Genomic DNA, 25391 nt, shown 5'->3' on the forward strand with positions numbered 1-25391 from the left:
CGAAATACCGGCTTGTTACAGAAAGGAAGAAAACCTGTGCTTGGATTTGGTTCAAAAGATGTTGGAATTGACTTAGGTACTGCAAATACATTGGTTTACATCAAAGGCAAGGGAATTGTTCTTCGCGAACCTTCCGTTGTCGTTAAAAATAAAAATACCGGAGAAATCGTCGCTGTCGGAACCCAGGCAAAAAACATGATGGGCCGTACAGCCGAGTCGATTGTCGCCATCCGTCCGATGCGTGACGGCGTCATTGCGGATTACGATATGACCTTGGCGATGATCAAGCATAATCTTGTCGAAGCAGCGAAAGCGGCAGGGGGCAAATGGAAAAGCGGCAACGTCATGATCTGTGTTCCCTATGGCATCACTTCTGTTGAACGGCGGGCAGTTTTGAACGCAGCCCGTTCAGCCGGCGCACGTGAAGCCTATACCATTGAAGAGCCTTTCGCAGCGGCGATCGGCGCGGATTTGCCGGTTTGGGAACCTATGGGCAGTATGGTCGTCGATATTGGAGGCGGAACGACTGAAGTAGCGGTCATTTCACTTGGCGGCATCGTTTCAAGCGACTCGATCCGTGTAGCCGGAGATGCACTGGACACTGAAATCATCCAGTATATCCGCAAGACGTATAACGTCCTGATCGGTGAACGGACAGCTGAAGCACTGAAAATGGGTGTCGGATCTGCCCGCATTATGGAAGAGGCTGAAAAAGACCTTTCCATGGAAATCCGCGGGCGCGATTTGTTGAGCGGTTTTCCGAAAACGCTGCAGATTACTTCGGGTGAAATTGTGGAAGCCCTCAGTGAATCGATTGCTGCGATTGTAGCAGGCATCAAATCGACGCTTGAAAAGACGCCGCCTGAATTAAGTTCAGACGTCATGGAAAACGGCATCGTTTTGACAGGCGGAGGGGCATTGCTCAAGAACCTCGACCGCGTCATTTCAGATGAAACGTCCATGCCGGTCTTTATTGCCGAAAATCCATTGGACTGTGTCGCACTGGGCACTGGCAAAGCGTTGGAGAACATGGACCAATTCCGCCGCCAATTATCAATCAAATAAGGAGGATGGCAATATGCCACAGCTTTTAACAAACAAGCGGCTGATTTTGCTGCTGTTGGGTGTCATCCTGCTCGTTGCACTGATTTCTTTTTCGCTCCGTGACCGCGGCAATGTGTCGCTGCCGGAACAAATCATAAAAGATGCTGTTGGAGCCGGGCAGTCGGTATTTTCACGCCCTGCTCATTTTGTCACTGGAATTTTTGACAATGTCGATTCACTATTGAATACATTTGAGGAAAACCAGCATCTGAAAACGCGCTTAGAAGAATTTGCGGGCGTGCAGGCTGAAGTCAAAGACTTGCGTTCTGAAAACGCAGAATTGAAACAACTCGTAGGGAAAGAAGAAGACCTGCGCGATTACAACCCGATCCAGGCCACCGTTATTGCACGGAACCCGGATCAATGGGAAGAGAAAATCATCCTCAACCGCGGCTCCAACCAAGGAGTAGCAGAGAATATGGCGGTCATGACTGCGTCAGGCCTGATCGGCAAAGTGACATTGACGACTCCGACAACTTCAACGGTCGAATTGATTTCCACACTCAATCCGAACTACCGCGTATCAGCGATGGTCGTTGGCGGGAAGAAAGATGTTTTCGGTTTGATCGAAGGCTATGACGCGGAGCGCCGCGAATTGCTGCTCAAGCGGATTGATGCCAATGTCGAATTGAAGGAAGGCGACCAGGTCATATCCAGCGGACTCGGCGGCATTTTCCCGAAAGGCATTCTGGTCGGCACCATCACCGAAATCACCATAGATGAATTCGGGTTGACTAAACTGGCTTATGTGAAACCGTCAGCCGACTTCTCCTTATTGGACCACGTCGTCATCGCTGACCGCATCATGCCGGAAGTGGACGGTGAAGACAACGGCGTGACTGGAGACGATGAATCATGATCCGTTTCCTTATCCCGTTGATCTGCCTCGTCCTGTTTTTCATGGAACCGGTTTTCGGCCTTTTTTCACCGCTTAATATTGGCGGCGAATTAAATTATATTGTGCCGCGCTTCCTGATTATGTTCCTGATTTTCCTGACTTTGTACTATGATTTAAAGCATGCGATGTTCTATGGATTATTTTTCGGGCTCTTGTATGATGTCTTTTACATTGATATTATTGGATTATATTCTTTTTTGTATCCAGCCACTTGTTTGGCAGCTGCATTTGCTTTCAAGCGAATTCCGCAGAACTTGGTGACGGCGACACTTCTGACGCTCGTTTTGCTGGGCGTATTCGAATTTTTGCTTTACCAGTTCTTCCTGCTGATTTCATTGACAGGAATGCCGCTCGGTACATTTTTGGCGACTCGGCTCTGGCCGACGATGGTCGCTAATTCAATCTTCCTGGTGATGCTCGGCTGGGTGTTCAAATCAGTAATGGTCACGCAGCTGTCGGAGCGTGACACTAAAATAGGGTTATATTAAAGAAAGCGCAGGTGACACATTTTTTGAAAAATCTCGTTAACATTAAAGGGAAAAATAAAGGCCTCGTGCTGTATCTCGATGACCAATGTGCCTACACGGATCTATTGGCCGAGCTGAAGGCGAAGGTGTCGGATCCTGCGCTTGACAGTGATACTGAAGTGACGGTCCATCTGAATAAACGCTATTGCACCGACAGCCAGATCAAAGAAATCAGCGACATTGTTTCGACCAACCCTCATTTGAAGGTAGTTGCGACGACGAGCGATATCCTGACGGTCGAAGAAAGCGATCAGATGATCCTTGAACGCCAGTCGGAAACATATGTCGGCATTGTGCGTTCGGGACAAGTTGTCAAAGCGAACGGCGACCTGGTCGTCATCGGCGACGTCAATCCGAACGGCCGCGTCGAAGCGGGCGGCAGTGTTTACGTGCTGGGACGGCTGAAAGGTGCGGCGCATGCCGGAACCAAAGGCAACCGGGACGCAGTCATTGCAGCCTCTTGGCTGGAAGCGACGCAATTGAAAATCGCTGACGAATTGGAAACCATGACAGACGAATTGTCCAGCTTATCGGAACAACCGGAAATGGAATGTGCTTATTTACATACAAACGGCACCATCATCATTGACCGTTTGCAGGAATTGCGGTTTATTCGTCCGCAAATTTCAACGTTTAAAGGAGGAAGCTAGTGTGGGAGAAGCTATCGTAATTACATCAGGCAAGGGAGGCGTCGGTAAAACGACGACAACCGCCAACCTCGGCACTGCATTGGCTCTTCAAGGGAAAAAAGTATGCCTGATCGACACTGACATCGGGTTGCGCAACCTTGACGTCATCCTCGGTTTGGAAAACCGCATCATCTATGATTTGATCGACGTCTTGGAAGGCCGCTGCAAAGTGCATCAAGCACTTGTCAAAGATAAACGCTTTGATGACATGCTGTATCTTTTGCCTGCTGCTCAAACCGCAGACAAAAACGACGTCAATCCGGAACAGATGAAGGAATTGGTGACGGAATTGAAGAAAGACTATGATTTCGTTATCATCGATTGCCCAGCCGGTATCGAGCAAGGCTACAAGAACGCTGTTGTTGGCGCGGATCACGCAATTGTCGTGACGACGCCTGAGATATCAGCTGTCCGTGACGCTGACCGCATCATCGGATTGCTTGAACTGGAAGAGAACATCGACGCTCCGCGTTTGATCATCAACCGCATTCGTCCGCATTTGATGAAAGCGGGAGAAGCGCTGGATGTCAATGAAATCACCACTCACTTGTCGATCGATCTTCTGGGCATCATTGCAGATGACGAGCGTGTCATCTCAAGTTCGAACAAAGGCGAGCCGATCGTCATGGACCCATCAAATACCGCAGCACTCGGCTACCGCAACATTGCGCGCCGTTTGCTAGGAGAATCGGTACCGTTGATGAGCATGGAAAAAGCACCGCCAAGCCTGTTCACCAAAATCAAAGCTGTTTTCACTAAATAAGATTGTCAGAGCCCTCGCTGTCCAAGCGGGGGCTTTTTTAAAACTTACGGGAGGTGTGGCATGAACGATTTTTTACTCGCACAGATGGTTGCAGCAGAACGTTTGCCGAACGCACATGAATCCAAGGCAGCGGTTTTAGCCGAACTGAAAAGTTCATTGGCTGGTGCCAGTGGTGAGCAGCGGACGGCTGCTTTGTTGAAAAGGGAATTGGATCTGCCAGGCGAAACGATTTTCTTGAGTGATGTGCACATTCCTTATAAAGAGGGAACAGCGCAAATCGATTTGCTGTTGATTCATGAACAAATGGTCTGCGTACTGGAAGTGAAGAACATGGTGGGCGAGTTTTATTTTGATTCCGTCAATTTTCAGTTTCACCGGATCATCGATGGGCGCAGGGAAGGAATGCGCAATCCGGAAGCGCAGCTCCACCGGGCGGTCCGTGCCGTCAGCAATTTTCTCGGCGTCTCCGTACATGGTGTAATCGTACTTGCGAGCCGGTCCGGCAAAGTGGTGGAGGCACCCAAGCAGTATCCCATCGTGTCGCTCGACTATCTGCCTTTTCATTTGGAACGGCTTGCACTGGGCTCCAACATTTTTGATGCAACCGCACTGGCTTCTAAAATTGAACGATTGCCTCGGCGGAATTCTACCCACCACTGGCTCGAGCGCCATCGAATCGGCTTCAACGCCATGCGCCACGGTGTCACCTGTCCAAATTGCCGCATCCTTTCACTGGATTGGCAAGAACGCAAATGGCTTTGCCGCATCTGCGGGTTTCATTCGCGGGATGCACATCAAGTGACGCTCCAGGAATATGCCGTGCTGTTTGGTGAAAGTCTAGACACGCAATTGGCGTATCGGTTGCTGGGAGTAGAAAATAAATATACGTTATACCGATTGTTGAAAACGGCTGCACCGCAAAGCAACGTTCGCGGAAAGAGGCGCATTGTGGAAGACCGGGATTTACTGCGCGGCTATTTTGGTAAGATTTATCGGTAAGCGCACCTCAAATGGGTAAAAGCGCACCTCATCCGCGGACAAGCGCACCTCATCCGTCCAAGAGCGCACCCCGCAAGCGGACAAGCGCACCTCACGCACCAAAGAGCGCACCTCGCATCGACAAAATCACTCCTCACAACCATTTGCCTAACCACTCATCACCAATTTCTCAAAACCTCACATTATCTATTGACGCGACACGCAACGGCGTGGTATTATTCTAATGTTATGTTTGTAGCGTACCATGCTGCAACCGCTCGAATCAGGTTACCTTAAGCATTCGCTCCGGCGAGTCACCTGAATAGGCGAGTCTTATTTTAAGAGGAGGTGCAAGGATATGTACGCGATTATTGAAACTGGTGGAAAACAAATCAAAGTTGAAGCAGGCCAAGAGATCTACGTTGAGAAATTGAACGGAGAAGCTGGGGATGTTATCACATTTGACAAAGTTCTATTTGTAGGTGGAGACGATACTAAAGTGGGTGTTCCTTTTGTTGAAGGAGCTACTGTTACAGCCAAAGTTGTTAAAAACGGCAAACAGAAAAAGATCACAGTCTTCAAATATAAAGCTAAAAAGAACTACCATAAAAAACAAGGTCACCGTCAGCCATACACGAAATTGACTGTCGATGCGATCAACCTGTAAGAATGATACAAGTTACTGTAAAAGAAACCTCAAAACGCATTTCGTCTTTTGAAATGTCAGGCCATGCGGATTATGCTGAACACGGGCAAGACCTCGTATGTGCTGGAGCGTCTGCTGTCTCTTTCGGAGCGGTGAACGCCATCATGGAGCTGACGGGAATCGAACCGGACATTCAGCAGGCAAACAGCGGCTTTTTAAAAGTCGGTTTTCCGGAGAACCTGGATGACAAGACGGACGAGCAGGTTCAACTGCTTGTACGCGCAATGATTGTTTCATTGAAAACGATTGAACAAGACTATGAAGAATATATTAAAATAACCTTCACAGCTTAGGAGGTGGGACAGAATGTTAAGATTAGATCTTCAGTTTTTTGCATCCAAAAAAGGTGTAGGTTCAACGAGAAACGGACGTGACTCTGAATCTAAACGCCTTGGCGCAAAACGTGCAGACGGCCAAGAAGTTACTGGTGGTTCAATTTTATACCGTCAACGCGGGACTAAAATTTATCCAGGTGAGAACGTTGGACGCGGCGGAGACGATACACTTTTTGCTAAAATCGACGGAGTCGTACGTTTTGAACGTTACGGACGCGATAAGAAAAAAGTTAGCGTATATCCAGTTGCACAAGAAGCTTAATACAAAACGAAAAGGGCTGCTTTCGCAGTCCTTTTTCTTTTGAAATTTATAAGCGCGGGCCCTGTCGGCTGAACGCATTATTTTAGGAAATTCCTGCGAACTCTTGGTATACTGGAATAAGAAGCTGAATCGGGACGTGACTTATGGAAAAGACAATCACAGTGGCACAATCGCTTCGGCATGCGCGCCATGATTTTTTAAATGAATTGCAATTGATCAAAATGAATTTGGATCTGGGCCGTCTGCAAGAGGCGCAAGAAATAATTCGTTCGCATGCCGAAGCGGCTATGCATGCCAGCCGGCTGTCTGATATCGGGCTGCCGCTGACAGAGGAATGGCTGTTGACTGCAAATTGGCGTTTTCCGGGATTTAATTTTCATGTCGAATGTTCGGCTGTTAAAGCACCGACTCATTTGGACGCAGCATTTCGGCTTTTTCTGGAGAGTTTTGTGGAAGCGGCCAAAGGGCGCCTGGAACCTTATCAGGCGTTTTATGGAACGGTTTCATTGGCTTCCAGTTCCACGCTGTTTGAAATGAAAATTACTTGTCCGGGGAATTGGCTGGATTTGGACGTTTTAGAAGTACAGGGATTCACAGCACGAAAAGAGTGCAGCGAAAACAACACATTGATTGTTGTGCGCGCACAGATGGAGGGATAATATGTTTGTCGATCACGTAAAAGTTTATGTTAAAGGTGGCGACGGCGGGGATGGCATGGTTGCATTCCGCCGCGAAAAATATGTACCGAACGGCGGCCCTGCCGGCGGAGATGGCGGTAAAGGCGGAAATATCGTCTTTATCGTTGAAGAAGGATTGCGCACGCTGATGGATTTCCGCTACAAACGGATCTTTAAAGCCGAACGCGGAACACACGGCATGAGCAAGAACCAGCACGGTGCCAAAGCTGAAGATACATTGATCAAAGTTCCACCGGGCACAGTCGTTAAAGACGTAGATACCGGTGAAACCATTGCTGATTTGGTGGAACATGGGCAGACAGCAGTCATCGCAAAAGGCGGCCGCGGCGGCCGTGGAAACTCTCGTTTCGCAACGCCTGCAAATCCGGCGCCAGAGCTTTCTGAAAAAGGCGAACCGGGCTTTGAACGCAATGTCATCTTGGAGCTGAAAGTGTTGGCGGATGCCGGGCTTGTCGGATTCCCAAGTGTCGGAAAATCGACGTTGTTGTCGGTTGTTTCTGCTGCAAAACCAAAAATTGCTGAATATCATTTCACGACGATCGTCCCGAATCTGGGCATGGTCGAAACAGAAGACCAGCGCAGCTTTGTTATGGCCGATCTTCCAGGATTGATCGAAGGCGCTCACCAAGGCGTTGGCCTAGGCCATCAATTCCTTCGCCATATTGAACGGACGCGTGTCATCATCCACGTCATCGATATGTCAGGTCTTGAAGGACGCGACCCTTATGAGGATTACGTAACAATCAATGAAGAACTGAAACAATACAATATGCGTTTGACCGAACGTCCGCAATTGATCGTTGCGAACAAAATGGATATGCCGGAGTCGGAAGAGAACTTGGCGAAATTCCGTGAAAAATTGCCGGAAGATGCCCGTATTTTCCCAATTTCTGCTTTATCCCGCAAAGGATTGAACAATCTCTTGTTCGCCATTGCTGACGTTATTGAAGTGACACCTGAATTCCCATTGATCGACGAGGAAGAAGCTGAGTCAGAAAGCACGGTCTTGTACAAACACGAAACCGATGCAGATGGATTCAGCATCACGCGTGAGTCTGATGGCGCATTCGTGTTGTCCGGTTATGCGATTGAACGCATGTTCAAGATGACCGACTTCTCACGTGAAGATTCGATTCGCCGATTTGCCCGTCAAATGCGCGGTATGGGAATTGATGATGCACTTCGTGAGCGCGGTGCAGAAAACGGCGATACGGTTCGCCTGCTTGAATTCGAATTCGAATTTATGGATTGATGCGGAGGTAGCTTGAATGAAGGATATTTCGGAACAACGGTATTATTTAGTGCGTGAAGACGTTTTGACGGAAGCGATGCAAAAAACGCTTGAAGTGAAAAAAATGCTGCAGAACGACCGCATTTCCATTATGGACGCGGTCAACAAGACAGGTCTTTCACGCTCTGCGTTTTATAAATATCGGGACGCTGTATTTCCGTTCCATTCGATCGTCAAAGAACGAATCCTGACGGTTTTCCTGCAACTGGAAGACCGCTCGGGAACGCTCGCGACGCTTCTGCAGTCAGTCGCTGAAAACGGCTGCAATATTTTAACCATCCACCAGACCATTCCGATCCAAGGGCGTGCGAATGTCACACTGTCTTTGGACGTAACGGCGATGGACGGGGATTTGGACGTATTTTTGCAACAGCTGAAAAAGCTCGATTTCGTCGAGTCGGCTGATGTGGTATCAAGTGGATCATCTTAATGGAGGAATGTTTAAATGACTGGACAAGCTGTTGATACACGAATTTCATATTTAGGGCCGGAAGCGTCATTTACACACCTTGCGGCAACAAAAGTTTTTCCTGAAGGTACCCTGGTGCCATTTACGACCATCCCTGAATGCATAGAAGCAGTGGCAGAAGGCAGCGTGGATTACGCTGTCGTGCCACTGGAAAATGCGTTGGAAGGATCAGTTCCGTTGACAGTGGATTATCTATTCCACGAAGCGCAATTGTATGTGACGGCGGAAGTATTGTCGTCGATTCAACAACATTTGCTGGTACATCCGGATAACCGCAATGCGGAATCGTTTGAAGCGATTTATTCACATCCGCATGCATTGGCGCAATGCCATAAATTCCTGTTTTATACATACAAGAATACTCCTTTGGAGCAGTATAGTTCGACAGCGGCTGCAGCGAAGATGGTTGCCGAATTGCCGGAGCGCAACATTGCGGCTATCGCCAACGAATTTTCCGCCCATAAATACGGGTTGGACATTCTGCAGCGTGACATCCACGATTTCCATTTTAACCACACACGCTTTTTCGTGTTGTCGAAGTCTGATCACAAATTGACAGACCCGACGCATGACGATCAAATCAAAACAACGTTGATGATCACACCGCCCGACGATGACCGTTCAGGTGTCCTGCACCAGATCTTGTCCGTTTTCGCATGGCGCCGATTGAACTTAAGCAAAATCGAATCGCGCCCATTGAAAACCGGCCTCGGCGATTATTTCTTCATCGCTGATGTACTGGCGGACGAAAAAGACGCCATGATGCGCGGTGCGTTTGAAGAGCTTGCGGCACTTGGCTGTACGGTGAAAACCTTAGGATCGTATTATACGTATAAATGAAAAAGAGAAGTCCCGCAGCGTTTTTCGCTGCGGGACTTCTAGCTTTTAGGCAATAAATGATTAATTAGAAGAATAAGTAGCCGGTTTATTAGCTTCATAGCCAATCCTGCACCCCAGGCGGATGCTATCCGTGGACTTGCGGAGCGATACAGGAGCCTATCTTTTCCTTTCGCCGTCTTGCGCTCTGGATTCTTGCGTAAGCTATGCCCTAAGCAGCCGAAGCGTTGTGTAAGGGCTATCCTTTTTTAAAATTGCCATAGCTATAACTAAGCATTCAAAACAAAAAGCCCATAATTCCGCAAATTGCGGATCATGGGCTCATCATAAAACTATTCAATTTCTTCCAACAAAAATCCGTTATCCCGCATCGTTTGGACAGCTTTTTCAAGCGTCGCGTTATCAGGTGCAGTGATGGTATGGAGATGCGTCCCGTCTGTCAGTTCCAGCAAGTAGCTGGCGCCGGTTTCGCGGACGCGTTTCATGAAAGCTTCAACTTCCTGGATGTTTGACACATGGATGCCGGCTGTCAGTTCGCCGTATACCGGATGCTCAATCGACACATCTTTCACTGTGACGCCCGATTCAACCAGCAGTTTCAGTTCGCGTTCGGTTTCGTTGGCCTGATGGTGGCAGGCAATGCGCCGGCTTGCTTCTTCTGTCGCCCGGTCGGCCAGATACAGATAACCTTGGCTGGTCGCGATGATGGGTTCGCCTTTTGCCTTCAGTAACGTCATGTCGCCGACGATGACCTGGCGGGACACGCTGGTTAAAGCGGCCAGCTCACCGCCAGTCAGTGGTTGTGTTGACGTTTTTATTTTTTCCAGCAGGAATTGACGCCGCTGTTCGCCGAATAATTTTTTCATTAGATTCCCTCGCTTATTGACTCGTTCTCTTTATCTTATCATGTGCCACTCAACAACGGGTTTATTTCGTCTAAAGCAGCTGAATATGCTATAATTATAAAGTTGAATTGAAGGAGAGACTGTCCATGTACGATTACATAAAAGGCAAGGTTACACGCGTAACGCCTGAATATTTAGTGATAGAACAACAAGGGATCGGCTGGCAGATTTTCGCGCCGAATCCGTATTCTTTCAGCAGTGATGAATTGCAGGTCTTTCTGCATCATCATGTCCGTGAGGATGCGCAATTGCTGTTCGGCTTTCCGACACTGGAACAACGCGAATTGTTCCGCAAGCTGATTTCCGTCTCGGGCATCGGCCCCAAAGGCGCATTGGCGATTTTGGCCAGCGGACAGCCGCAGCATGTCATCGAAGCGATCGAACGTGAAGATGAATCCTATTTGGTGAAATTCCCGGGTGTCGGCAAGAAGACGGCACGCCAGATGATTTTGGATTTGAAAGGCAAGCTGACCGAGTTTTTCGGCGATCCTTTCGATCCGGAAGAAACGACTGCATTGCTGTCGCATGACCAGGCAGAACTGGAAGAAGCGATGCTGGCCCTGGGAGCCCTCGGCTATTCAGAACGGGAAATCACCAAAGTCAAACCGCAGCTGCGGGATTTGGATCTGGATACAGAAGGCTTTATGAAAAAAGCATTGCAATTGCTGCTTAAACAAAACTGATGAAAGGAGGCGAACGGCATGGAAGACCGCATTATCGACAGTGAGATCTCGGAATTTGATGACCGCTTCGAACAATCCTTGCGTCCGCAATTGCTGGGCCAGTATATCGGGCAGCAGAAAGTAAAACACAATCTGCAAATTTTCATCGAGGCCGCGAAAATGCGCCAGGAAAGTTTGGACCATGTGCTGTTGTACGGGCCTCCTGGACTCGGGAAAACGACACTCGCTGCTGTCATCGCCAATGAAATGGAAGTCAACATCAAGATGACCAGCGGACCGGCAATCGAGCGTCCGGGTGACTTGGCGGCAATCGTGTCGTCATTGGAGCCTGGAGATGTGCTGTTCATTGATGAAATCCATCGCTTGAACCGTTCGATTGAAGAAGTGCTGTATCCGGCAATGGAGGATTTCTGTTTGGATATCGTCGTCGGCAAAGGTCCGACGGCGCGTTCTGTCCGGCTGGATCTGCCGCCGTTCACTTTGATTGGGGCGACGACGCGCGCAGGCGCTTTGTCTGCACCGCTGCGCGACCGTTTCGGCGTCTTGTCGCGCCTGGAGTACTACGATACAGAAGCACTGACGGATATCGTCATCCGCAGCTCGAAATTGTTCGAAGCGGATATCGATCCGAACGCAGCTGTCGAAATTGCCCGCCGTTCCCGTGGAACTCCGCGCATCGCCAACCGGTTGCTGAAGCGCGTGCGTGATTATGCGCAAGTGCGCGGCACCGGGTCCATCACGATGGACATGGCGGAACAGGCTTTGGAAATGCTGCAGGTCGATCCGCTTGGATTGGACCATATAGACCATAAATTATTGACGGGCATGATTGAACGTTTCCGCGGCGGCCCGGTTGGACTGGATACCATCGCAGCCAGCATCGGGGAAGAGTCGACGACGATTGAAGACGTCTACGAACCGTATTTGCTGCAGATCGGATTTATCCAGCGTACGCCGAGAGGCCGCACGGTGACGCCGCTTGCCTATGAACACTTTAAAATGGAGATGCCTGAATGACTAAATTAAATACACCACCCACAACATTGAATGTACAGGATTTTGATTTTGAACTTCCGGAAGAGTTGATCGCCCAAACACCGCTGCTGGACCGTACGTCGAGCCGGCTATTGGTCATGAATAAAACCACCGGCAACACGGAGCACCGCCATTTCCGCGACATCACCGAGTATCTGCATAAAGGCGATACGCTGATCCTCAACGATACGCGTGTTTTACCTGCACGCCTGATGGGTGTCAAGGAAGATACAGGAGCCAACATCGAATTGCTGCTGTTGAAGCAGATAGAAGACGATGTATGGGAGACGTTGGTCAAACCAGCGAAAAAAGTGAAAGTCGGAACCGTTGTTTCATTTGGAGAAGGTTTGCTGCGTGCTGAATGCACCGGCATCCTGGACCATGGCGGACGCCATTTCAAGATGATCTACGATGGCATTTTCTACGAAATTCTGGACGAATTGGGCGAAATGCCATTGCCGCCATATATCCGTGAAAAACTGGAAGACCAGGATCGCTACCAGACTGTTTTCGCGAAAGAGCGGGGAAGTGCGGCGGCACCGACAGCAGGGCTTCATTTCACCGATGAGCTATTGGAAGAAATCCGGGCAAAAGGAGTCAATATCGCCTTTATCACCCTTCACGTGGGACTTGGAACATTCCGGCCGGTATCGGTAGATTCGATTGAAGACCATGAAATGCATTCGGAATTTTATCGCATTACACAGGAAACGGCTGATTTGATCAATCAAACAAAAGCACAAGGGGGACGCATCATTTCGGTCGGTACGACTTCGACGCGCACCTTGGAATCCGTTGCCCAGAAATTCGGAGGCGAGCTGCAGGAAGACAGTGGCTGGACCGATATCTTCATTTTCCCGGGCTATGAATTCAAAGCGATCGATGGGTTGATCACCAATTTCCATTTGCCGAAATCAACGCTCGTTATGCTCGTCAGCGCATTGTCGAACCGTGACCATATTTTGAACGCTTATCAACAAGCTGTAAATGAACGCTACCGTTTCTTCAGTTTCGGAGACGCCATGTTCATTGAGCCACAGAAAAAGGAGACTCACCAATGACAGCAGCAGTAACCTATGAACACATCAAAACCTGCAAACAAACCGGCGCGCGCCTGGGCATCGTCCACACACCGCACGGTTCGTTTGAAACCCCGGCATTCATGCCCGTCGGCACGCAAGCGACGGTCAAAACCATGTCACCGGAAGAGTTGAAAGCCATGAACGCCGGCATTATCCTCAGCAATACGTACCACTTGTGGCTGCGTCCCGGCAATGATGTCATCAAAGAAGCGGGCGGCCTGCATAAATTCATGAACTGGGACCGTCCGATTCTGACGGATTCCGGCGGGTTTCAAGTGTTTTCACTAAGCGAATTCCGCAACATCAAAGAAGAAGGCGTCCATTTCCGCAATCACATGAACGGCGACAAGCTGTTCCTGAGTCCGGAAAAAGCGATGCAGATCCAAAATGATCTGGGTTCTGATATCATGATGGCGTTTGACGAATGCCCGCCGTTCCCGGCGACGCATGAATACATGAAAGCCAGTGTCGAACGCACGTCCCGCTGGGCAGAACGCTGCCTGGAAGCGCATGCCCGCAAAGCGGACCAAGGCTTGTTCGGCATCATCCAGGGCGGCGAGTACGAAGATCTTCGCAAACAAAGCGCTCAGGATCTGGTGTCACTTGATTTTCCTGGCTATGCCATCGGGGGATTGTCTGTCGGCGAGCCGAAAGATGTCATGAACCGTGCGCTTGAGTTCACAACGCCGTTGATGCCTGCCAACAAACCGCGTTACCTGATGGGCGTCGGATCTCCTGATTCGTTGATCGACGGCGCTATCCGCGGCATCGATATGTTCGATTGTGTCTTGCCGACGCGCATTGCCCGTAATGGAACATTGATGACCAGCACAGGCCGATTGAACATCAAAAACGCGGCATTTAAACGTGATTTCGGACCGATTGATGAGAAATGCGATTGCTATACATGCAAAAACTATTCGCGCGCATATGTCCATCACTTGATCCGAGCAGATGAAACATTCGGAATTAGGCTTACTAGTTATCATAACCTGCAATTTCTGTTAAACTTAATGGAACAGGTGCGTCAAGCGATTCGCGAAGACCGTCTGGGAGATTTCCGCGAAGAATTTTTTGAAGCATACGGTTTCAATAAACCCAACGCTAAAAATTTCTGAGTTTGTTCGAGAATAGAGAAAGTGAAAGGGGGAAAATGAATAATGGAAACTTTAATTGCGTTATCACCTTTACTATTAATGTTCTTGCTAATGTGGTTTTTCATCATCCGTCCTGCCCAAAAACGTCAGAAGGCAACAGCAAACATGCAGTCAGAATTGAGACGCGGCGACCGCATCGTTACAATCGGCGGATTGCACGGACTTGTGGATGCAGTTGACGATGCAACAGTCTACATCACAGTAGCGGATGGCACGCGCATGCAGTTCGAGCGCCAAGCAATCGCGAAAGTAGTGGAATCAGCGAAATCGACAATCTAAACAAGTAAAGGAACGCCTTCGACTGTGAAGGCGTTTTTTTCATGATTAAATAATATTTTATTCTAAATTTTCCAGTTGCGAGGTACAATGGATACAGTACATCGGAAAGGAGTATACGCATGACGAGTCACCCTGAGCAATTCGAATTCGTTCTGCCAGCCCTTCAGAGCAAACGCAGTGAATTTCATCATTTTGAATACGACACGTTTACAGAACAAGACTTATGGGAATTTTGTGTGAAGAAAAAATGGCGAAAAAAAGATATAGAAACCATGCATCTCTATGAAATGATCAACGACATCATGGACATGACCGCTTCCGACTTTTTGGCTTACCACCAAGTGGAGGGTTTAAAAAAAGCGCGCTGGAACGATGACAGCACACTTGAGAACATCGAACATCTTTTGAGGCCGTCCCCGAAAAAAACGAAGTAAAATAACCGATGAACATTTCATCGTTCAACCAGATTACTTTTTTTGATTCGATCTTTTATTCAACTCATGTCCAGTTGCATTTGACAGCAATCAGCGGCTGTTTCATAATGATAGTGCTGTGTTTTACACACCCGAGGAGGAAGTTTACATATGAAAGCAAGAGGTCGCATTATCGCCTTTTTCTTACTGGTTATTGTACTGATAGGAATCATTGGCACCACAAGTTTACCCATCGCTAAAGACATTCGGCTAGGCCTGGACCTGCAGGGCGGCTTTGAAGTGCTCTACGAGGTGGAAACCTTAGATGGCAAGGAAGTTACGGAAAAAGTACTGACGGATACAACAGATGCGTTGATGAACCGGATCAATGTATTGGGTGTCAGTGAACCGGTCATCCAGATTGAAGGAGATAACCGGATCCGTGTCCAATTGGCGGGAGTAGAGGATCAGTCTTCAGCACGTGAGTTGCTGTCGACTGAAGCAAACCTGACTTTCCGTGATGCTCAAGATAATTTGCTGCTTTCCGGAAATGACCTGAAACAAGGTGGAGCCACCGGTACGTTCGATCAGAACGGCAATCCGATTGTCACACTGGAATTGAACGATCCCGGCAAGTTCGCGGAAGTGACGGAAGAAGTTTCCCAGATGCCCGCCCCTGACAACGTGTTGGTCATCTGGCTTGATTTTGAAGAAGGCGTGGATTCCTTTGCGGAAGAACGCATGAAAGCAGACCCGAAATTCGTCTCGGCACCAAGTGTGCAGCAACGGATTTCATCACCATCCGTTGAAATTTCGGGATCGTTCACTGTGGAAGAAACACAGAACCTGGCAGGAATCTTGAATGCCGGTGCGTTGCCGGTAAGCTTGACGGAAATCTATTCGACTTCTGTCGGAGCCCAGTTCGGTGAACAGGCACTCGACCAGACCATAGTCGCTGCAGCAGTCGGTATTTCACTGGTTCTGCTGTTTATGCTGGTTTATTACCGTTTGCCCGGAATGGTGGCAGTCGTCACCTTATCGACCTATGTGTACCTGATCTTGCTGGTGTTCGAATGGATCGGCGGCGTTCTGACTTTGCCGGGAATCGCGGCAATCATGCTTGGTGTCGGGATGGCAGTTGATGCCAACATCATCACCTACGAGCGGATACGCGAAGAAATGCGTGTCGGCAAATCGGTTCAAGAAGCGTTTAAAGTAGGAGCTCGCTCTTCTTTCTCCGCGATTATCGATGCCAATATCACGACGCTGCTGGCAGCTATTGTATTGTTCTATTTCGGAACGAGTTCCGTGAAAGGATTTGCAACGCTGTTGATCATTTCCATTCTGGTCAGCTTCCTGACAGCTGTATGGGGATCTCGCCTGTTGCTTGGGCTATGGGTCCACAGTGGTGTGCTTGACAATAAATTCGGTTTGTTCGGTTTGAAGAAATCGACTATCCATGCAAGAGAAGAAGGGTTGGAAATCACAGACCTTTCAACACGCTTTGACCGTTTTGATTTTGCGGGCCACCGCAATAAATTCTTCTTGGCTTCGATTGTCCTGATCATTGCAGGAATGGCCGTAATCGGTGTGTTCCGCTTGAACTTGGGCATCGACTTCTCCAGCGGTACACGTGTGGAAATCGCATCAGAAGCGGCGTTGTCGAAAGAGGAAGTGCAGACTTTCCTGGACGGCGCAGGCTATGAAACGGAAGATATCGTCATTTCGGGTGATGCGTCCAATATCGGCGTAGCCCGGTTTAACGAGGAATTCAGTCAGGAAGAAATCAATAGCCTGAAAGCGGTCGCTGCAGAAGAATTCGGTGCAGAACCGAATATTTCGACCGTGTCGCCTACAGTAGGCCAGGAACTGGCTAAAAATGCATTGTATGCGCTGGCGATTGCCGCTCTTGGCATCATCATCTACGTAGCCTTCCGTTTTGAATGGCGCATGGGTGTAGCTTCGGTAGTGGCATTGATTCACGATGCATTCTTCATCGTTGCCGTCTTTAGCCTATTGCGGCTTGAGGTGGATATCACCTTTATCGCGGCAGTTCTGACAATTGTCGGGTATTCCATCAATGACACGATTGTGACATTTGACCGAATCCGGGAAAATATGAAACGTATGAAGAAAATCGATTCTTTCGAGCAGTTGGAAAACGTGGTCAACGTATCGCTTCGCCAAACGCTTGGCCGTTCAGTCAATACGGTATTGACCGTGGTACTGGTGGTTATTGCGCTATTGATCTTTGGCGCGCCATCGATCACCAACTTCTCAATCGCCTTATTGATCGGTTTGATCGCGGGAACTTACTCTTCAATCTTCATCGCTGCCCAGCTATGGCTGGTACTGAAAAAAGGCGAGTTGAAGAAAAAAGGTCCGATCGACATCGAGAAGAAAGAGCAGGAAAGCAAATGGGGTTCTGACGAGCCTGTCGTATAAGTTTAGAGTTGAAATGGAACAGGGTATAGTTACTATGACCTTGTTCCATTTTTTTATTTTGAGAGGAGAATCCACAATGAAATTACAATGGCTTATTTTAATTGGACTTGTATTTGCAGTAATTATTGCGGTGTTCGCCGTTGTCAACGTTGACGAAGTGCCTGTCAATTACGTATTTGGTGAAGCTGAATGGCCATTGATCCTGGTTATCCTGGCATCTGCATTGCTTGGATTTTTGCTCAGCGGTGTGTTGGCGATCATCCGCAACTACCAGATGCAACGTAAAGTAAAGGCGCTGCAAAAAGAAATGGCGGTCAAAGAAAGCCTGATTGCCACACAGCAAAATGAAATTGGGGAGTACCAGAAAGCCGGTGTAGTGCCGGAAGCCCAGGTCGTCACCAGCGAAGAACAGACTAAAGAGCAATTCTGAAAAATGAACCTTTCGGTGTAGTTGCCGAAAGGTTTTTGTCTGTGAATTTTTGCTGTATAATGAATCGGTGAGGAAGTGATACAGATGATTGAATCCAAAAAAAGATGGCGTTTGACGACGCCCGATGAACAGACAGTTGAGGAAATTCGGAAAGAATTGAATATATCGTCCGTATTGGCAAAAATTTTAGTGACGCGCGGACTGGATACTGCAGAAGCAGCCCGTACGTTCATGGAAATGGACGTCAGCGGCATACATAATCCATATTTGATGAAAGATATGGATGTGGCAGTCGAACGGATCCGTGGAGCCATCGATAAGCAGGAAAAAATTGTTGTCTATGGCGACTATGATGCGGATGGCGTTACAAGCACGACTGTCATGATGACTGTGTTGCAGGATTTAGGGGCTGATGTGTCCTTTATGATACCGAACCGATTTAAGCACGGATACGGTCCGAATACGGAGTTATTCCAACAGGCGTATGACAATGGCACAAAACTGATTGTGACTGTCGATAACGGCATCTCGGGCATTGAACAAGTCGATTTCGCCAATGGATTGGGAATGGACGTCATCATCAGCGACCACCACGATATCGGGGAGGCTTTGCCGAACGCGCTTGCGGTAGTCCATCCGCGCCATCCGGAAGGCAATTATCCGTTCGGAGAGTTGGCTGGTGTCGGCGTGGCATTTAAAATGGCACATGCACTGTATGAAGAAATACCCGATCATCTAATTGAATTGACAGCCATTGGAACGGTGGCCGACTTGGTTCCGCTTCACGGTGAAAACCGGTTGTTCGTCAAAGAAGGCTTGGCCGCATTGATTGATTCGCCGAGTCCGGCGGTTGCCGCGTTATGTGAAGTGGCGGGCATCAAGCAGCAGGACATTACGGAAGAAACGATCGGTTTCATGTTCGGCCCGCGTATCAATGCCATCGGCCGTCTGCAGGATGCGGATCCGGCTGTGCAGATGTTCCTGACTGATGATGCAGCAGAAGCGCGTTCACTGGCTTCCGGTCTGGACGTATTGAATAAAGAGCGTCAAGCCATCGTCAAGCAGATTTCAGAAGAAGCGATGCAGCAAGTGGAGCACTGCTATCCGAACGGTTCACCACGTGTCATCGTGGTGGCTCAGGAAGGTTGGAATCCAGGAGTTGTCGGCATTGTTGCTTCGAAACTGACAGAGAAATTCTACCGTCCGTCGATTGTCTTGTCGCTGAATCCGGAAACCGGCAAAGCAAAAGGTTCGGCCCGCAGCATCGATGGTTTTCATTTGTATAACGAGCTCGCCAAGAACCGGGACATCCTGCCTCATTTTGGCGGGCACCCGATGGCAGCCGGTATGACCCTAGAAGCGAAAGATGTCGACGAATTGCGCGAACGGCTCAACAAACAAGCTGAAACCAGCCTGACGGAAGAAGACTTGCTGCCGGTCGTGGAGATCGATATTCCACTCCGTTTGGATGAAATTGATATTACAGCCATCGAATCCATGCGTCTTTTAGCGCCATATGGCATGGGCTTTGCCAAACCGAAGTTTTATCTGGAAGGCGTTAAAGTGGCATCTATCCGAAAAATCGGAGCCGCGCAAAATCACTTGAAGATGGAATTGACGCAGCATGCCGCTTCACTGGACGCTGTTGGTTTTGGTATCGGACCGGTCGGTGACGAGTTGACCCCTGATGTCAAGATCGACGTGATCGGTGATTTGCAGATCAATGAGTGGAACGGCCGCAAAAAGCCGCAGCTGATGGTGGAGGATGTCCGCACGGATCAATGGCAATTGTTTGATATCCGCGGCATCCGCCAAGTGTCGCGCTGGTCGAAGCTGATTCCTCAGGAAAATCAGGTTTACTTGGCTTTCAAAGATGAAACGCCGGCTCTTTTCCAGTCATTCCTGCCGCAGCCGATCTGCATGGCTTCTCAATTGGATGAACTTCCCGGCAACAAACATCACTTGGTGCTGTTGGACTTGCCGGAATCGGAAGAACAATTGGCTGAAGTGCTGACAAAATTGAAGCCCAAGCGCATCTATGCACATTTCCATGCCAAGGACTCTCAGTATTTTGAGCAGATTCCGACCCGTGAACAATTCAAATGGCTGTTTGCTTTCATCAAAAAACGCGGTACATTCGATTTCAATAAACATTGTGACGAACTGGCAAAACACAAAGGTTGGACACGGGATGCATTATTTTTCATGCTGCAGGTGTTTTTTGAACTCGGTTTTGTTACACTTAACAATGGCGTTACCGAGATTGCACAATCGCCGAGCAAAAAGGATTTGTCGGAAGCGCCGATCTACAAAAAGCGCGAACAGCAGGTTGCCCTGGAGCAGAAGCTTTTGTATGCGTCTTATAAAGATTTAAAAGAGTGGTTCGATGCGAAAGTGTCTGCCAAGGAGGAAGAAATATGGATTTGAAGAAGTACATCACTATTGTTGAAGATTGGCCGAAACCAGGAATCCAGTTTAAGGACATCACTTCGTTGATGGACAATGGAACTGCCTATAAGTATGCAACAGACCAGATCGTTGAATACGCAAAAAAAGTAAATGCTGAAATTATTGTAGGACCGGAAGCACGTGGATTCATCATTGGATGTCCAGTTGCTTATGCACTTGAGCTTGGCTTTGCCCCTGTCCGCAAAGAAGGAAAATTGCCGCGCGAAGTCATTCGTGCACAATATGGCCTTGAATACGGATCTGATGTGTTGACTATGCACAAAGACGCCATCAAACCGGGACAGCGCGTCCTGATCACTGATGACTTGCTTGCTACAGGCGGAACAATCGGCGCGACAATCAATCTGGTTGAAAAACTGGGCGGAATCGTCGTCGGCTGCGCATTTTTGATCGAACTGACTTATTTGGATGGCCGCAAGAACTTGAACGGCTATGACGTAACGACTTTAATGCAATATTAATAACGAATCTCTTCGCCTTTTGGGGCGGGGGGATTTTTTTCTAGCATCAAGGGTATGGATACATAATAACTGGATTGTGGAGGTGACGGGAAAATGAAACTGGAAAAAGATCACGACCCCCGATTAAATGCTGCATGGATCAGCCAATACTTGGACGATCGCACACCTCTTGAAAAAATTACCCGCGAAACTGAACAATTCTTTACAGCCATCAAAAAGGATTTTGCCCTCAGCGAACACGCACGGCGAAAAATGACGTTCACCGAAAGATTGTGGTCTTTGTTTGCTGAACCGTTCTCGATTGAAGATGAGCACAATTTTGGAACAAAAGTTGAAGGAAACCAGGCAGTGCCGGAATGGAAAGATCGGTTGGATGCCGAATACCGCAAACTTGGTGCGACGATTCAGCGCCGTGTCAATGTTCGGGATTACGGAGCTGTAGGAGACGGAGAAACGGATTGTACAGAAGCATTCAAAAAAGCTTTCGGCGCCGGGGCCGTGGAAGTGAAAGTCCCTGCAGGCATTTTTGTAGTGGAGGGTTTGCGCTTGCCATCATGGACCCGTTTGGTCGGAGCAGGAAAAGGGCGTACCGTTTTAAAACTGCATCCGAAAGCTTCCCGAAAAACCCGGTTGCTGACCAACCGTAATTATGTATCCGGCAACCGCAATATTGCCGTGGAAAAACTGACTTTGGACTGGAATGTCGAGCGTCTCGGTGACATTGAAATGACCAGTGCTGGTGGGAACTATTCCAGTTGCCTGACCTATGCCCATGTCACGTACGGTTGGGTCATAGACGTCGATGCGCTAAACCCTGGGCTTCATTGCTTCGATATTACGGCTTCATTATATAATTATGCAGGAGACGGATTGCGCGGGAAACGCGGCAGCCGCTTTGTCTGGCTGGACGGGGTAACGGGGTCGGGATTCGGCGATGATGGGCTGACGACGCATCACAGCGACTATATTTTCGTTTCCAACTCTCATTTCAGCGATCCGAGCGGACGGGCACATAAGCGTGGATTCTCCAACTCCAATGGTTTTGAAGTGGATGATGGCTCAAGGCATGTCTGGCTTTCCGATAATTCCAGCACGCGCTGCTTTGGTGGAATTGAAATTAAAGCCCATGCCAATTCTTCTGCTGCTACTGGTGTCCATATTTCAGGGCATCTGTCGGTCCATGACAACCGTTCGTTCAATTTCCGTCATATCGGCCACCATAAAAAAGAAGATCCCGAATCGCGTTCGGCTTTCAATATCCGCGCTCAGCGGCTGGTGTCGATCGAACCGATCGAAACTGCTCTTTATGAAGGGTCTGCGCCCCGCTCGCTGGTTGTTTCAGGCTACCGCAATGTTGCCATCAACCGTTTTCTGTTTGTCGGAAACCCGGATTACGATTATAAACGGCAGCCGGCAGCCGCTATTCAATACCGGGCTGCCTGTGTTTTGCTGGCCAATGGCGTCGTGAGGGACTTCACGACCGCTGGAGCAGACCTATCGATTGCAGGAGGCGAACAAAGCGCGCGAAATGTCAGGGTTCAGAATCTTGTCAGCCTGGCTTCAGCGGAACAGGCTGTAACTGTTGGCAGAGGCAGTGAACTGGTGCAACTAGAGGGCATCAGAAAGCGCAGTTCTCATTTATTGTGAATCGATGCTAAAAGGAGGAAATACCATGAGATTAGCTGGAAAGAAAGTGCTGAGTTTTGTTCATCATGAATTTGAAGATTTGGAACTTTGGTATCCGATTTTAAGGCTCCGCGAAGAAGGTGCCCATGTCGACATTGCCGGGGAAGAAGCGGGCGTCAATTATATCGGCAAATATGGCGTTCCCGCAAAATCCGACATGACATACGGGGAAGCTCTTGCCAATCGATACGACGCGATTTTAGTTCCCGGCGGTTGGGCACCTGATAAAATCAGGCGTTTTCCTGAGGTTTTGGAAATGGTTTGCCATATGGACGACCGGCAAAAGCCCATCGGCCAAATTTGCCATGCTGGTTGGGTGCTTATTTCCGCCAATATTTTAAACGGCCGAAAAGTCACCAGCACACCAGGCATAAAAGACGATATGGTCAACGCCGGCGCGGAGTGGCTGGATGAACCGGTTGTGGTCGACGGACACTTGGTATCAAGCCGCCGGCCGCCGGATCTGCCGGATTATCTCCGTGAATTCATTAAAGTGATTGAGAACAGCTAACAAAGCTTTACATTTAGCCACTTTGTTTTTTATAATAGAAAGATATACTTTTGGAAAAATTTAAAGCAAGGTGGGCAATTATGGCGAAAGATCTAGTGAGAACAGCTGAAGATGTATTCGAGATGGTTGCGTCTTATATGAATGCCGAACACGTGAAAACGATTAAGAAGGCGTACCAAGTTGCGTACGATGCCCACATGGGACAGTTCCGGAAATCTGGAGAACCTTATATTGTGCATCCGGTGCAGGTGGCTGGAATCCTGGCAGAGTTGCAGATGGATCCAGCTACCGTAGCAGCGGGCTTTTTGCATGATGTGGTTGAAGACACGGAAGTCAGCCGTGAAGACATCGTCCGCGATTTTGATGAAGAAGTGGCAATGCTGGTCGACGGCGTGACCAAGCTGAGCAAAATCAAGTATTTATCAAAAGAAGAACAGCAAGCGGAAAACCACCGCAAAATGTTTGTGGCAATGGCACAGGACATCCGTGTCATTTTGATCAAATTGGCTGACCGCCTGCACAATCTTCGGACATTGAAATACCAGTCTGTCGAAAAGCAGCGCATCAAAGCAAACGAGACACTGGAAATTTTTGCCCCGATTGCGCACCGCCTTGGGATCAACACCATCAAATGGGAATTGGAAGATACCGCGCTGCGTTACTTGAATCCGCAGCAGTATTACCGGATCGTCAATTTGATGAAAAAGAAACGGACCGAACGGGAAGAATATTTGAATAACGTTATGGGGGAGATCCGCACGCAGCTCGACGAAGTCGACATCAAAGCGGATCTTTTCGGGCGGCCGAAACACATTTACAGCATCTATCGGAAAATGGCGATGCAAAACAAGCAATTTAATGAAATCTATGATTTATTGGCTGTCCGCATTACGGTCGAAAGCATTAAGGACTGCTACGCAGTGCTGGGAATCATCCATTCCACGTGGAAGCCGATGCCGGGACGTTTCAAGGACTACATCGCCATGCCAAAACAAAACCTGTACCAGTCGCTTCATACGACAGTCATCGGGCCTCAAGGCGATCCATTGGAAGTGCAGATCCGTACAGAAGAAATGCACCGGATTGCCGAATACGGGGTAGCGGCGCATTGGGCTTACAAAGAAGGCAAAACCATCGACAAGCCGAAAAGCTCCGTCGATTCGCGCCTGTCCTGGTTCCGTGAAATTTTGGATTTCCAAAATGAATCCGATAACGCGGAAGAATTCATGGAGTCGTTGAAATACGACTTGTTTTCCGATATGGTCTATGTCTTTTCGCCAAAAGGCGACGTCATCGAAATGCCGGCTGGATCTTGTCCAATCGATTTTGCTTACCGTGTCCATTCGGAAATCGGCAATAAAACCATCGGCGCCAAAATAAACGGCAAGATGGCACCGCTCGATACCGAATTGCATACAGGGGACATCGTTGAAATTTTGACGTCCAAGCAATCTTTCGGACCTAGCCGCGACTGGCTGAAAATCGCTAAATCGACACAGACCAAAAATAAGATCAAGCAATTCTTCAAAAAGCAATTGCGTGAAGACAACGTCCAAAAAGGCCGCGATTTGATCGAGAAAGAAATAAAATCGCAGGAGTTCCCGGTGAAAGAAGTGCTGACCAACGAAAACATCAAGCGCGTCTGCGAGAAGTTCAATTTTGCGGGCGAAGACGATATGTACGCGGCGGTCGGCTTTAACGGCATCACGGCACAGCAAGTCGTCAACCGATTGGCTGAAAAAATGCGCAAAAAGCGTGAGCAAGAAGAAGCCATCGAGAAAATCACCGTTGAAATGAAATCCAACACACCGAAAAAACAAACGGAATCAGGTGTCATCGTCAGAGGCATCGACAATATGATGATCCGCTTGTCCAAATGCTGCAACCCGGTGCCAGGAGACGATATCATCGGGTTCATCACCAAAGGCCGCGGGGTATCTGTACACCGCACCGATTGCCCGAATATCCATGCCGATGAAAACGATCGGCTGATTCCGGTTGAATGGGAAATCGACGGCGCAGGGGATAACAAATCCTATCAAATCGATATTGAAGTCCAGGCATACGACCGTACCGGTTTGATCAATGAAGTCATGCACATGGTCAGTGAAACGAAAACGACCATCACCGCAGTGAGCGGCCGTGCGGACAAAGACAAGATTGCGACGATCAACCTTTCCATTATGATTCCGCATATCACACACTTAAACCGTGTCGTTGAACGGATCAAATCGATCCCGGATGTGTATTCGGTCGAGCGTGTGACGAATTAAGGAGG

At 48.6% G+C, this 25391-nt stretch carries 27 protein-coding genes and 1 other annotated feature; of the genes, 26 read left to right on the forward strand and 1 reads right to left on the reverse strand.

The window, feature by feature from the left end; genetic code table 11:
- Positions 1-36 precede the first annotated feature (36 nt).
- The 13 genes from IRE19_RS06655 (at position 37) to pheA (ending at position 9560) form a co-directional block, all read left to right on the forward strand.
- Complete coding sequence (locus IRE19_RS06655) at positions 37-1065, forward strand: rod shape-determining protein MreB (protein WP_203339778.1); 1029 nt, start codon at positions 37-39, stop codon at positions 1063-1065.
- Positions 1066-1078: 13 nt separating this feature from the next.
- Entirely contained in the window at positions 1079-1963 is an 885-nt protein-coding gene (gene mreC / locus IRE19_RS06660) for a rod shape-determining protein MreC (RefSeq protein ID WP_203339779.1), read from the forward strand.
- The gene (gene mreD / locus IRE19_RS06665) at positions 1960-2490 is read left to right on the forward strand and encodes a rod shape-determining protein MreD (RefSeq protein ID WP_191715961.1); all 531 of its coding nucleotides are present in this window, start codon (positions 1960-1962) and stop codon (positions 2488-2490) included. The genes mreC and mreD overlap by 4 nt, the downstream gene beginning before the upstream one ends.
- Positions 2491-2513: 23 nt before the next feature.
- A complete protein-coding gene (gene minC, locus IRE19_RS06670; RefSeq protein ID WP_191715960.1) occupies positions 2514-3179 on the forward strand; it encodes a septum site-determining protein MinC in 666 nt (221 codons plus the stop codon).
- A 1-nt stretch (position 3180) separates the two neighbouring features.
- On the forward strand, positions 3181-3981 hold the full coding sequence (gene minD / locus IRE19_RS06675) for a septum site-determining protein MinD (RefSeq protein WP_191715959.1): 801 nt from the start codon (positions 3181-3183) through the stop codon (positions 3979-3981).
- Between the two features lie 60 nt (positions 3982-4041).
- On the forward strand, positions 4042-4980 hold the full coding sequence (locus tag IRE19_RS06680; protein WP_203339780.1) for a nuclease-related domain-containing protein: 939 nt from the start codon (positions 4042-4044) through the stop codon (positions 4978-4980).
- Between the two features lie 241 nt (positions 4981-5221).
- Positions 5222-5303, forward strand: a sequence feature (ribosomal protein L21 leader region).
- Between the two features lie 14 nt (positions 5304-5317).
- Positions 5318-5626, forward strand: coding sequence for a 50S ribosomal protein L21 (rplU, locus tag IRE19_RS06685; protein ID WP_146557532.1), 309 nt, complete (start codon positions 5318-5320; stop codon positions 5624-5626).
- A 2-nt stretch (positions 5627-5628) separates the two neighbouring features.
- Positions 5629-5958, forward strand: a complete 330-nt coding sequence (locus IRE19_RS06690) for a ribosomal-processing cysteine protease Prp (protein WP_191715957.1) — start codon at positions 5629-5631, stop codon at positions 5956-5958.
- Between the two features lie 13 nt (positions 5959-5971).
- Positions 5972-6262, forward strand: a complete 291-nt coding sequence (gene rpmA, locus IRE19_RS06695; protein WP_008431505.1) for a 50S ribosomal protein L27 — start codon at positions 5972-5974, stop codon at positions 6260-6262.
- A gap of 143 nt (positions 6263-6405) precedes the next feature.
- Positions 6406-6921, forward strand: coding sequence for a Spo0B domain-containing protein (locus tag IRE19_RS06700; protein ID WP_203339781.1), 516 nt, complete (start codon positions 6406-6408; stop codon positions 6919-6921).
- 1 nt (position 6922) lies between these two features.
- Positions 6923-8212, forward strand: a complete 1290-nt coding sequence (obgE, locus tag IRE19_RS06705; protein ID WP_191715955.1) for a GTPase ObgE — start codon at positions 6923-6925, stop codon at positions 8210-8212.
- A 16-nt stretch (positions 8213-8228) separates the two neighbouring features.
- Positions 8229-8681, forward strand: a complete 453-nt coding sequence (locus tag IRE19_RS06710) for an ACT domain-containing protein (RefSeq protein ID WP_225218543.1) — start codon at positions 8229-8231, stop codon at positions 8679-8681.
- Between the two features lie 15 nt (positions 8682-8696).
- Positions 8697-9560, forward strand: coding sequence for a prephenate dehydratase (gene pheA / locus IRE19_RS06715; RefSeq protein WP_191715954.1), 864 nt, complete (start codon positions 8697-8699; stop codon positions 9558-9560).
- A 329-nt stretch (positions 9561-9889) separates the two neighbouring features.
- Here pheA and IRE19_RS06720 read toward each other — a convergent pair whose 3' ends face one another.
- Positions 9890-10423, reverse strand: coding sequence for a transcription repressor NadR (locus IRE19_RS06720; protein ID WP_203339782.1), 534 nt, complete (start codon positions 10421-10423; stop codon positions 9890-9892).
- Between the two features lie 125 nt (positions 10424-10548).
- Between IRE19_RS06720 and ruvA the strand changes: the two genes are divergently transcribed.
- The 13 genes from ruvA to IRE19_RS06785 all read left to right on the forward strand — a co-directional run bounded on the left by ruvA (position 10549) and on the right by IRE19_RS06785 (position 25386).
- Complete coding sequence (ruvA, locus tag IRE19_RS06725) at positions 10549-11145, forward strand: Holliday junction branch migration protein RuvA (protein WP_203339783.1); 597 nt, start codon at positions 10549-10551, stop codon at positions 11143-11145.
- A gap of 18 nt (positions 11146-11163) precedes the next feature.
- Positions 11164-12162 carry a Holliday junction branch migration DNA helicase RuvB gene (gene ruvB, locus IRE19_RS06730; protein WP_203339784.1) on the forward strand — a complete coding sequence of 333 codons (999 nt, stop codon included), beginning with the start codon at positions 11164-11166 and terminating at the stop codon, positions 12160-12162.
- A gap of 26 nt (positions 12163-12188) precedes the next feature.
- Positions 12189-13241, forward strand: coding sequence for a tRNA preQ1(34) S-adenosylmethionine ribosyltransferase-isomerase QueA (gene queA, locus IRE19_RS06735; RefSeq protein ID WP_203340038.1), 1053 nt, complete (start codon positions 12189-12191; stop codon positions 13239-13241).
- A complete protein-coding gene (gene tgt / locus IRE19_RS06740; protein ID WP_191715950.1) occupies positions 13238-14380 on the forward strand; it encodes a tRNA guanosine(34) transglycosylase Tgt in 1143 nt (380 codons plus the stop codon). Before queA ends, tgt begins: the two co-directional genes overlap by 4 nt.
- Before the next feature lie 42 nt (positions 14381-14422).
- Complete coding sequence (gene yajC, locus IRE19_RS06745; RefSeq protein ID WP_191715949.1) at positions 14423-14698, forward strand: preprotein translocase subunit YajC; 276 nt, start codon at positions 14423-14425, stop codon at positions 14696-14698.
- A gap of 119 nt (positions 14699-14817) precedes the next feature.
- Complete coding sequence (locus IRE19_RS06750; RefSeq protein ID WP_191715948.1) at positions 14818-15132, forward strand: post-transcriptional regulator; 315 nt, start codon at positions 14818-14820, stop codon at positions 15130-15132.
- A 150-nt stretch (positions 15133-15282) separates the two neighbouring features.
- Entirely contained in the window at positions 15283-17556 is a 2274-nt protein-coding gene (gene secDF, locus IRE19_RS06755; protein WP_203339785.1) for a protein translocase subunit SecDF, read from the forward strand.
- Positions 17557-17632: 76 nt separating this feature from the next.
- Entirely contained in the window at positions 17633-17986 is a 354-nt protein-coding gene (locus IRE19_RS06760) for a LapA family protein (RefSeq protein WP_203339786.1), read from the forward strand.
- Between the two features lie 84 nt (positions 17987-18070).
- Positions 18071-20413 carry a single-stranded-DNA-specific exonuclease RecJ gene (gene recJ, locus IRE19_RS06765; RefSeq protein ID WP_203339787.1) on the forward strand — a complete coding sequence of 781 codons (2343 nt, stop codon included), beginning with the start codon at positions 18071-18073 and terminating at the stop codon, positions 20411-20413.
- Positions 20404-20916 (forward strand): adenine phosphoribosyltransferase, encoded by a 513-nt coding sequence (locus IRE19_RS06770; RefSeq protein ID WP_191715944.1) that lies wholly within the window; start codon positions 20404-20406, stop codon positions 20914-20916. Before recJ ends, IRE19_RS06770 begins: the two co-directional genes overlap by 10 nt.
- A 93-nt stretch (positions 20917-21009) precedes the next feature.
- Positions 21010-22563: a glycoside hydrolase family 55 protein gene (locus tag IRE19_RS06775; RefSeq protein WP_203339788.1), complete on the forward strand. Its 1554-nt coding sequence runs from the start codon at positions 21010-21012 to the stop codon at positions 22561-22563.
- A gap of 25 nt (positions 22564-22588) precedes the next feature.
- On the forward strand, positions 22589-23113 hold the full coding sequence (locus IRE19_RS06780) for a type 1 glutamine amidotransferase domain-containing protein (protein WP_203339789.1): 525 nt from the start codon (positions 22589-22591) through the stop codon (positions 23111-23113).
- 80 nt (positions 23114-23193) lie between these two features.
- Positions 23194-25386, forward strand: a complete 2193-nt coding sequence (locus IRE19_RS06785) for a RelA/SpoT family protein (protein WP_203339790.1) — start codon at positions 23194-23196, stop codon at positions 25384-25386.
- Positions 25387-25391: the final 5 nt, after the last annotated feature.

The organism is Planococcus beijingensis, assembly GCF_016820615.1.
In the GTDB taxonomy this organism is placed as follows: Bacteria; Bacillota; Bacilli; order Bacillales_A; family Planococcaceae; genus Planococcus; species Planococcus notacanthi.

What these genes read in the sequence shown, in the direction of transcription:
- IRE19_RS06750 (WP_191715948.1), top strand. Translation starts at nt 14,818, where the DNA reads ATGACGAGTCACCCTGAGCAATTCGAATTCGTTCTGCCAGCCCTTCAG.
- IRE19_RS06770 (WP_191715944.1), top strand. Translation starts at nt 20,404, where the DNA reads ATGGATTTGAAGAAGTACATCACTATTGTTGAAGATTGGCCGAAACCA.
- pheA (WP_191715954.1), top strand. Translation starts at nt 8,697, where the DNA reads ATGACTGGACAAGCTGTTGATACACGAATTTCATATTTAGGGCCGGAA.
- IRE19_RS06785 (WP_203339790.1), top strand. Translation starts at nt 23,194, where the DNA reads ATGGCGAAAGATCTAGTGAGAACAGCTGAAGATGTATTCGAGATGGTT.
- rpmA (WP_008431505.1), top strand. Translation starts at nt 5,972, where the DNA reads ATGTTAAGATTAGATCTTCAGTTTTTTGCATCCAAAAAAGGTGTAGGT.
- mreD (WP_191715961.1), top strand. Translation starts at nt 1,960, where the DNA reads ATGATCCGTTTCCTTATCCCGTTGATCTGCCTCGTCCTGTTTTTCATG.
- IRE19_RS06690 (WP_191715957.1), top strand. Translation starts at nt 5,629, where the DNA reads ATGATACAAGTTACTGTAAAAGAAACCTCAAAACGCATTTCGTCTTTT.
- IRE19_RS06720 (WP_203339782.1), bottom strand. Translation starts at nt 10,423, where the DNA reads ATGAAAAAATTATTCGGCGAACAGCGGCGTCAATTCCTGCTGGAAAAA.
- IRE19_RS06780 (WP_203339789.1), top strand. Translation starts at nt 22,589, where the DNA reads ATGAGATTAGCTGGAAAGAAAGTGCTGAGTTTTGTTCATCATGAATTT.
- tgt (WP_191715950.1), top strand. Translation starts at nt 13,238, where the DNA reads ATGACAGCAGCAGTAACCTATGAACACATCAAAACCTGCAAACAAACC.
- rplU (WP_146557532.1), top strand. Translation starts at nt 5,318, where the DNA reads ATGTACGCGATTATTGAAACTGGTGGAAAACAAATCAAAGTTGAAGCA.
- ruvA (WP_203339783.1), top strand. Translation starts at nt 10,549, where the DNA reads ATGTACGATTACATAAAAGGCAAGGTTACACGCGTAACGCCTGAATAT.
- secDF (WP_203339785.1), top strand. Translation starts at nt 15,283, where the DNA reads ATGAAAGCAAGAGGTCGCATTATCGCCTTTTTCTTACTGGTTATTGTA.
- IRE19_RS06700 (WP_203339781.1), top strand. Translation starts at nt 6,406, where the DNA reads ATGGAAAAGACAATCACAGTGGCACAATCGCTTCGGCATGCGCGCCAT.
- IRE19_RS06760 (WP_203339786.1), top strand. Translation starts at nt 17,633, where the DNA reads ATGAAATTACAATGGCTTATTTTAATTGGACTTGTATTTGCAGTAATT.
- ruvB (WP_203339784.1), top strand. Translation starts at nt 11,164, where the DNA reads ATGGAAGACCGCATTATCGACAGTGAGATCTCGGAATTTGATGACCGC.
- mreC (WP_203339779.1), top strand. Translation starts at nt 1,079, where the DNA reads ATGCCACAGCTTTTAACAAACAAGCGGCTGATTTTGCTGCTGTTGGGT.
- IRE19_RS06710 (WP_225218543.1), top strand. Translation starts at nt 8,229, where the DNA reads ATGAAGGATATTTCGGAACAACGGTATTATTTAGTGCGTGAAGACGTT.
- yajC (WP_191715949.1), top strand. Translation starts at nt 14,423, where the DNA reads ATGGAAACTTTAATTGCGTTATCACCTTTACTATTAATGTTCTTGCTA.
- IRE19_RS06775 (WP_203339788.1), top strand. Translation starts at nt 21,010, where the DNA reads ATGAAACTGGAAAAAGATCACGACCCCCGATTAAATGCTGCATGGATC.
- IRE19_RS06680 (WP_203339780.1), top strand. Translation starts at nt 4,042, where the DNA reads ATGAACGATTTTTTACTCGCACAGATGGTTGCAGCAGAACGTTTGCCG.
- recJ (WP_203339787.1), top strand. Translation starts at nt 18,071, where the DNA reads ATGATTGAATCCAAAAAAAGATGGCGTTTGACGACGCCCGATGAACAG.
- obgE (WP_191715955.1), top strand. Translation starts at nt 6,923, where the DNA reads ATGTTTGTCGATCACGTAAAAGTTTATGTTAAAGGTGGCGACGGCGGG.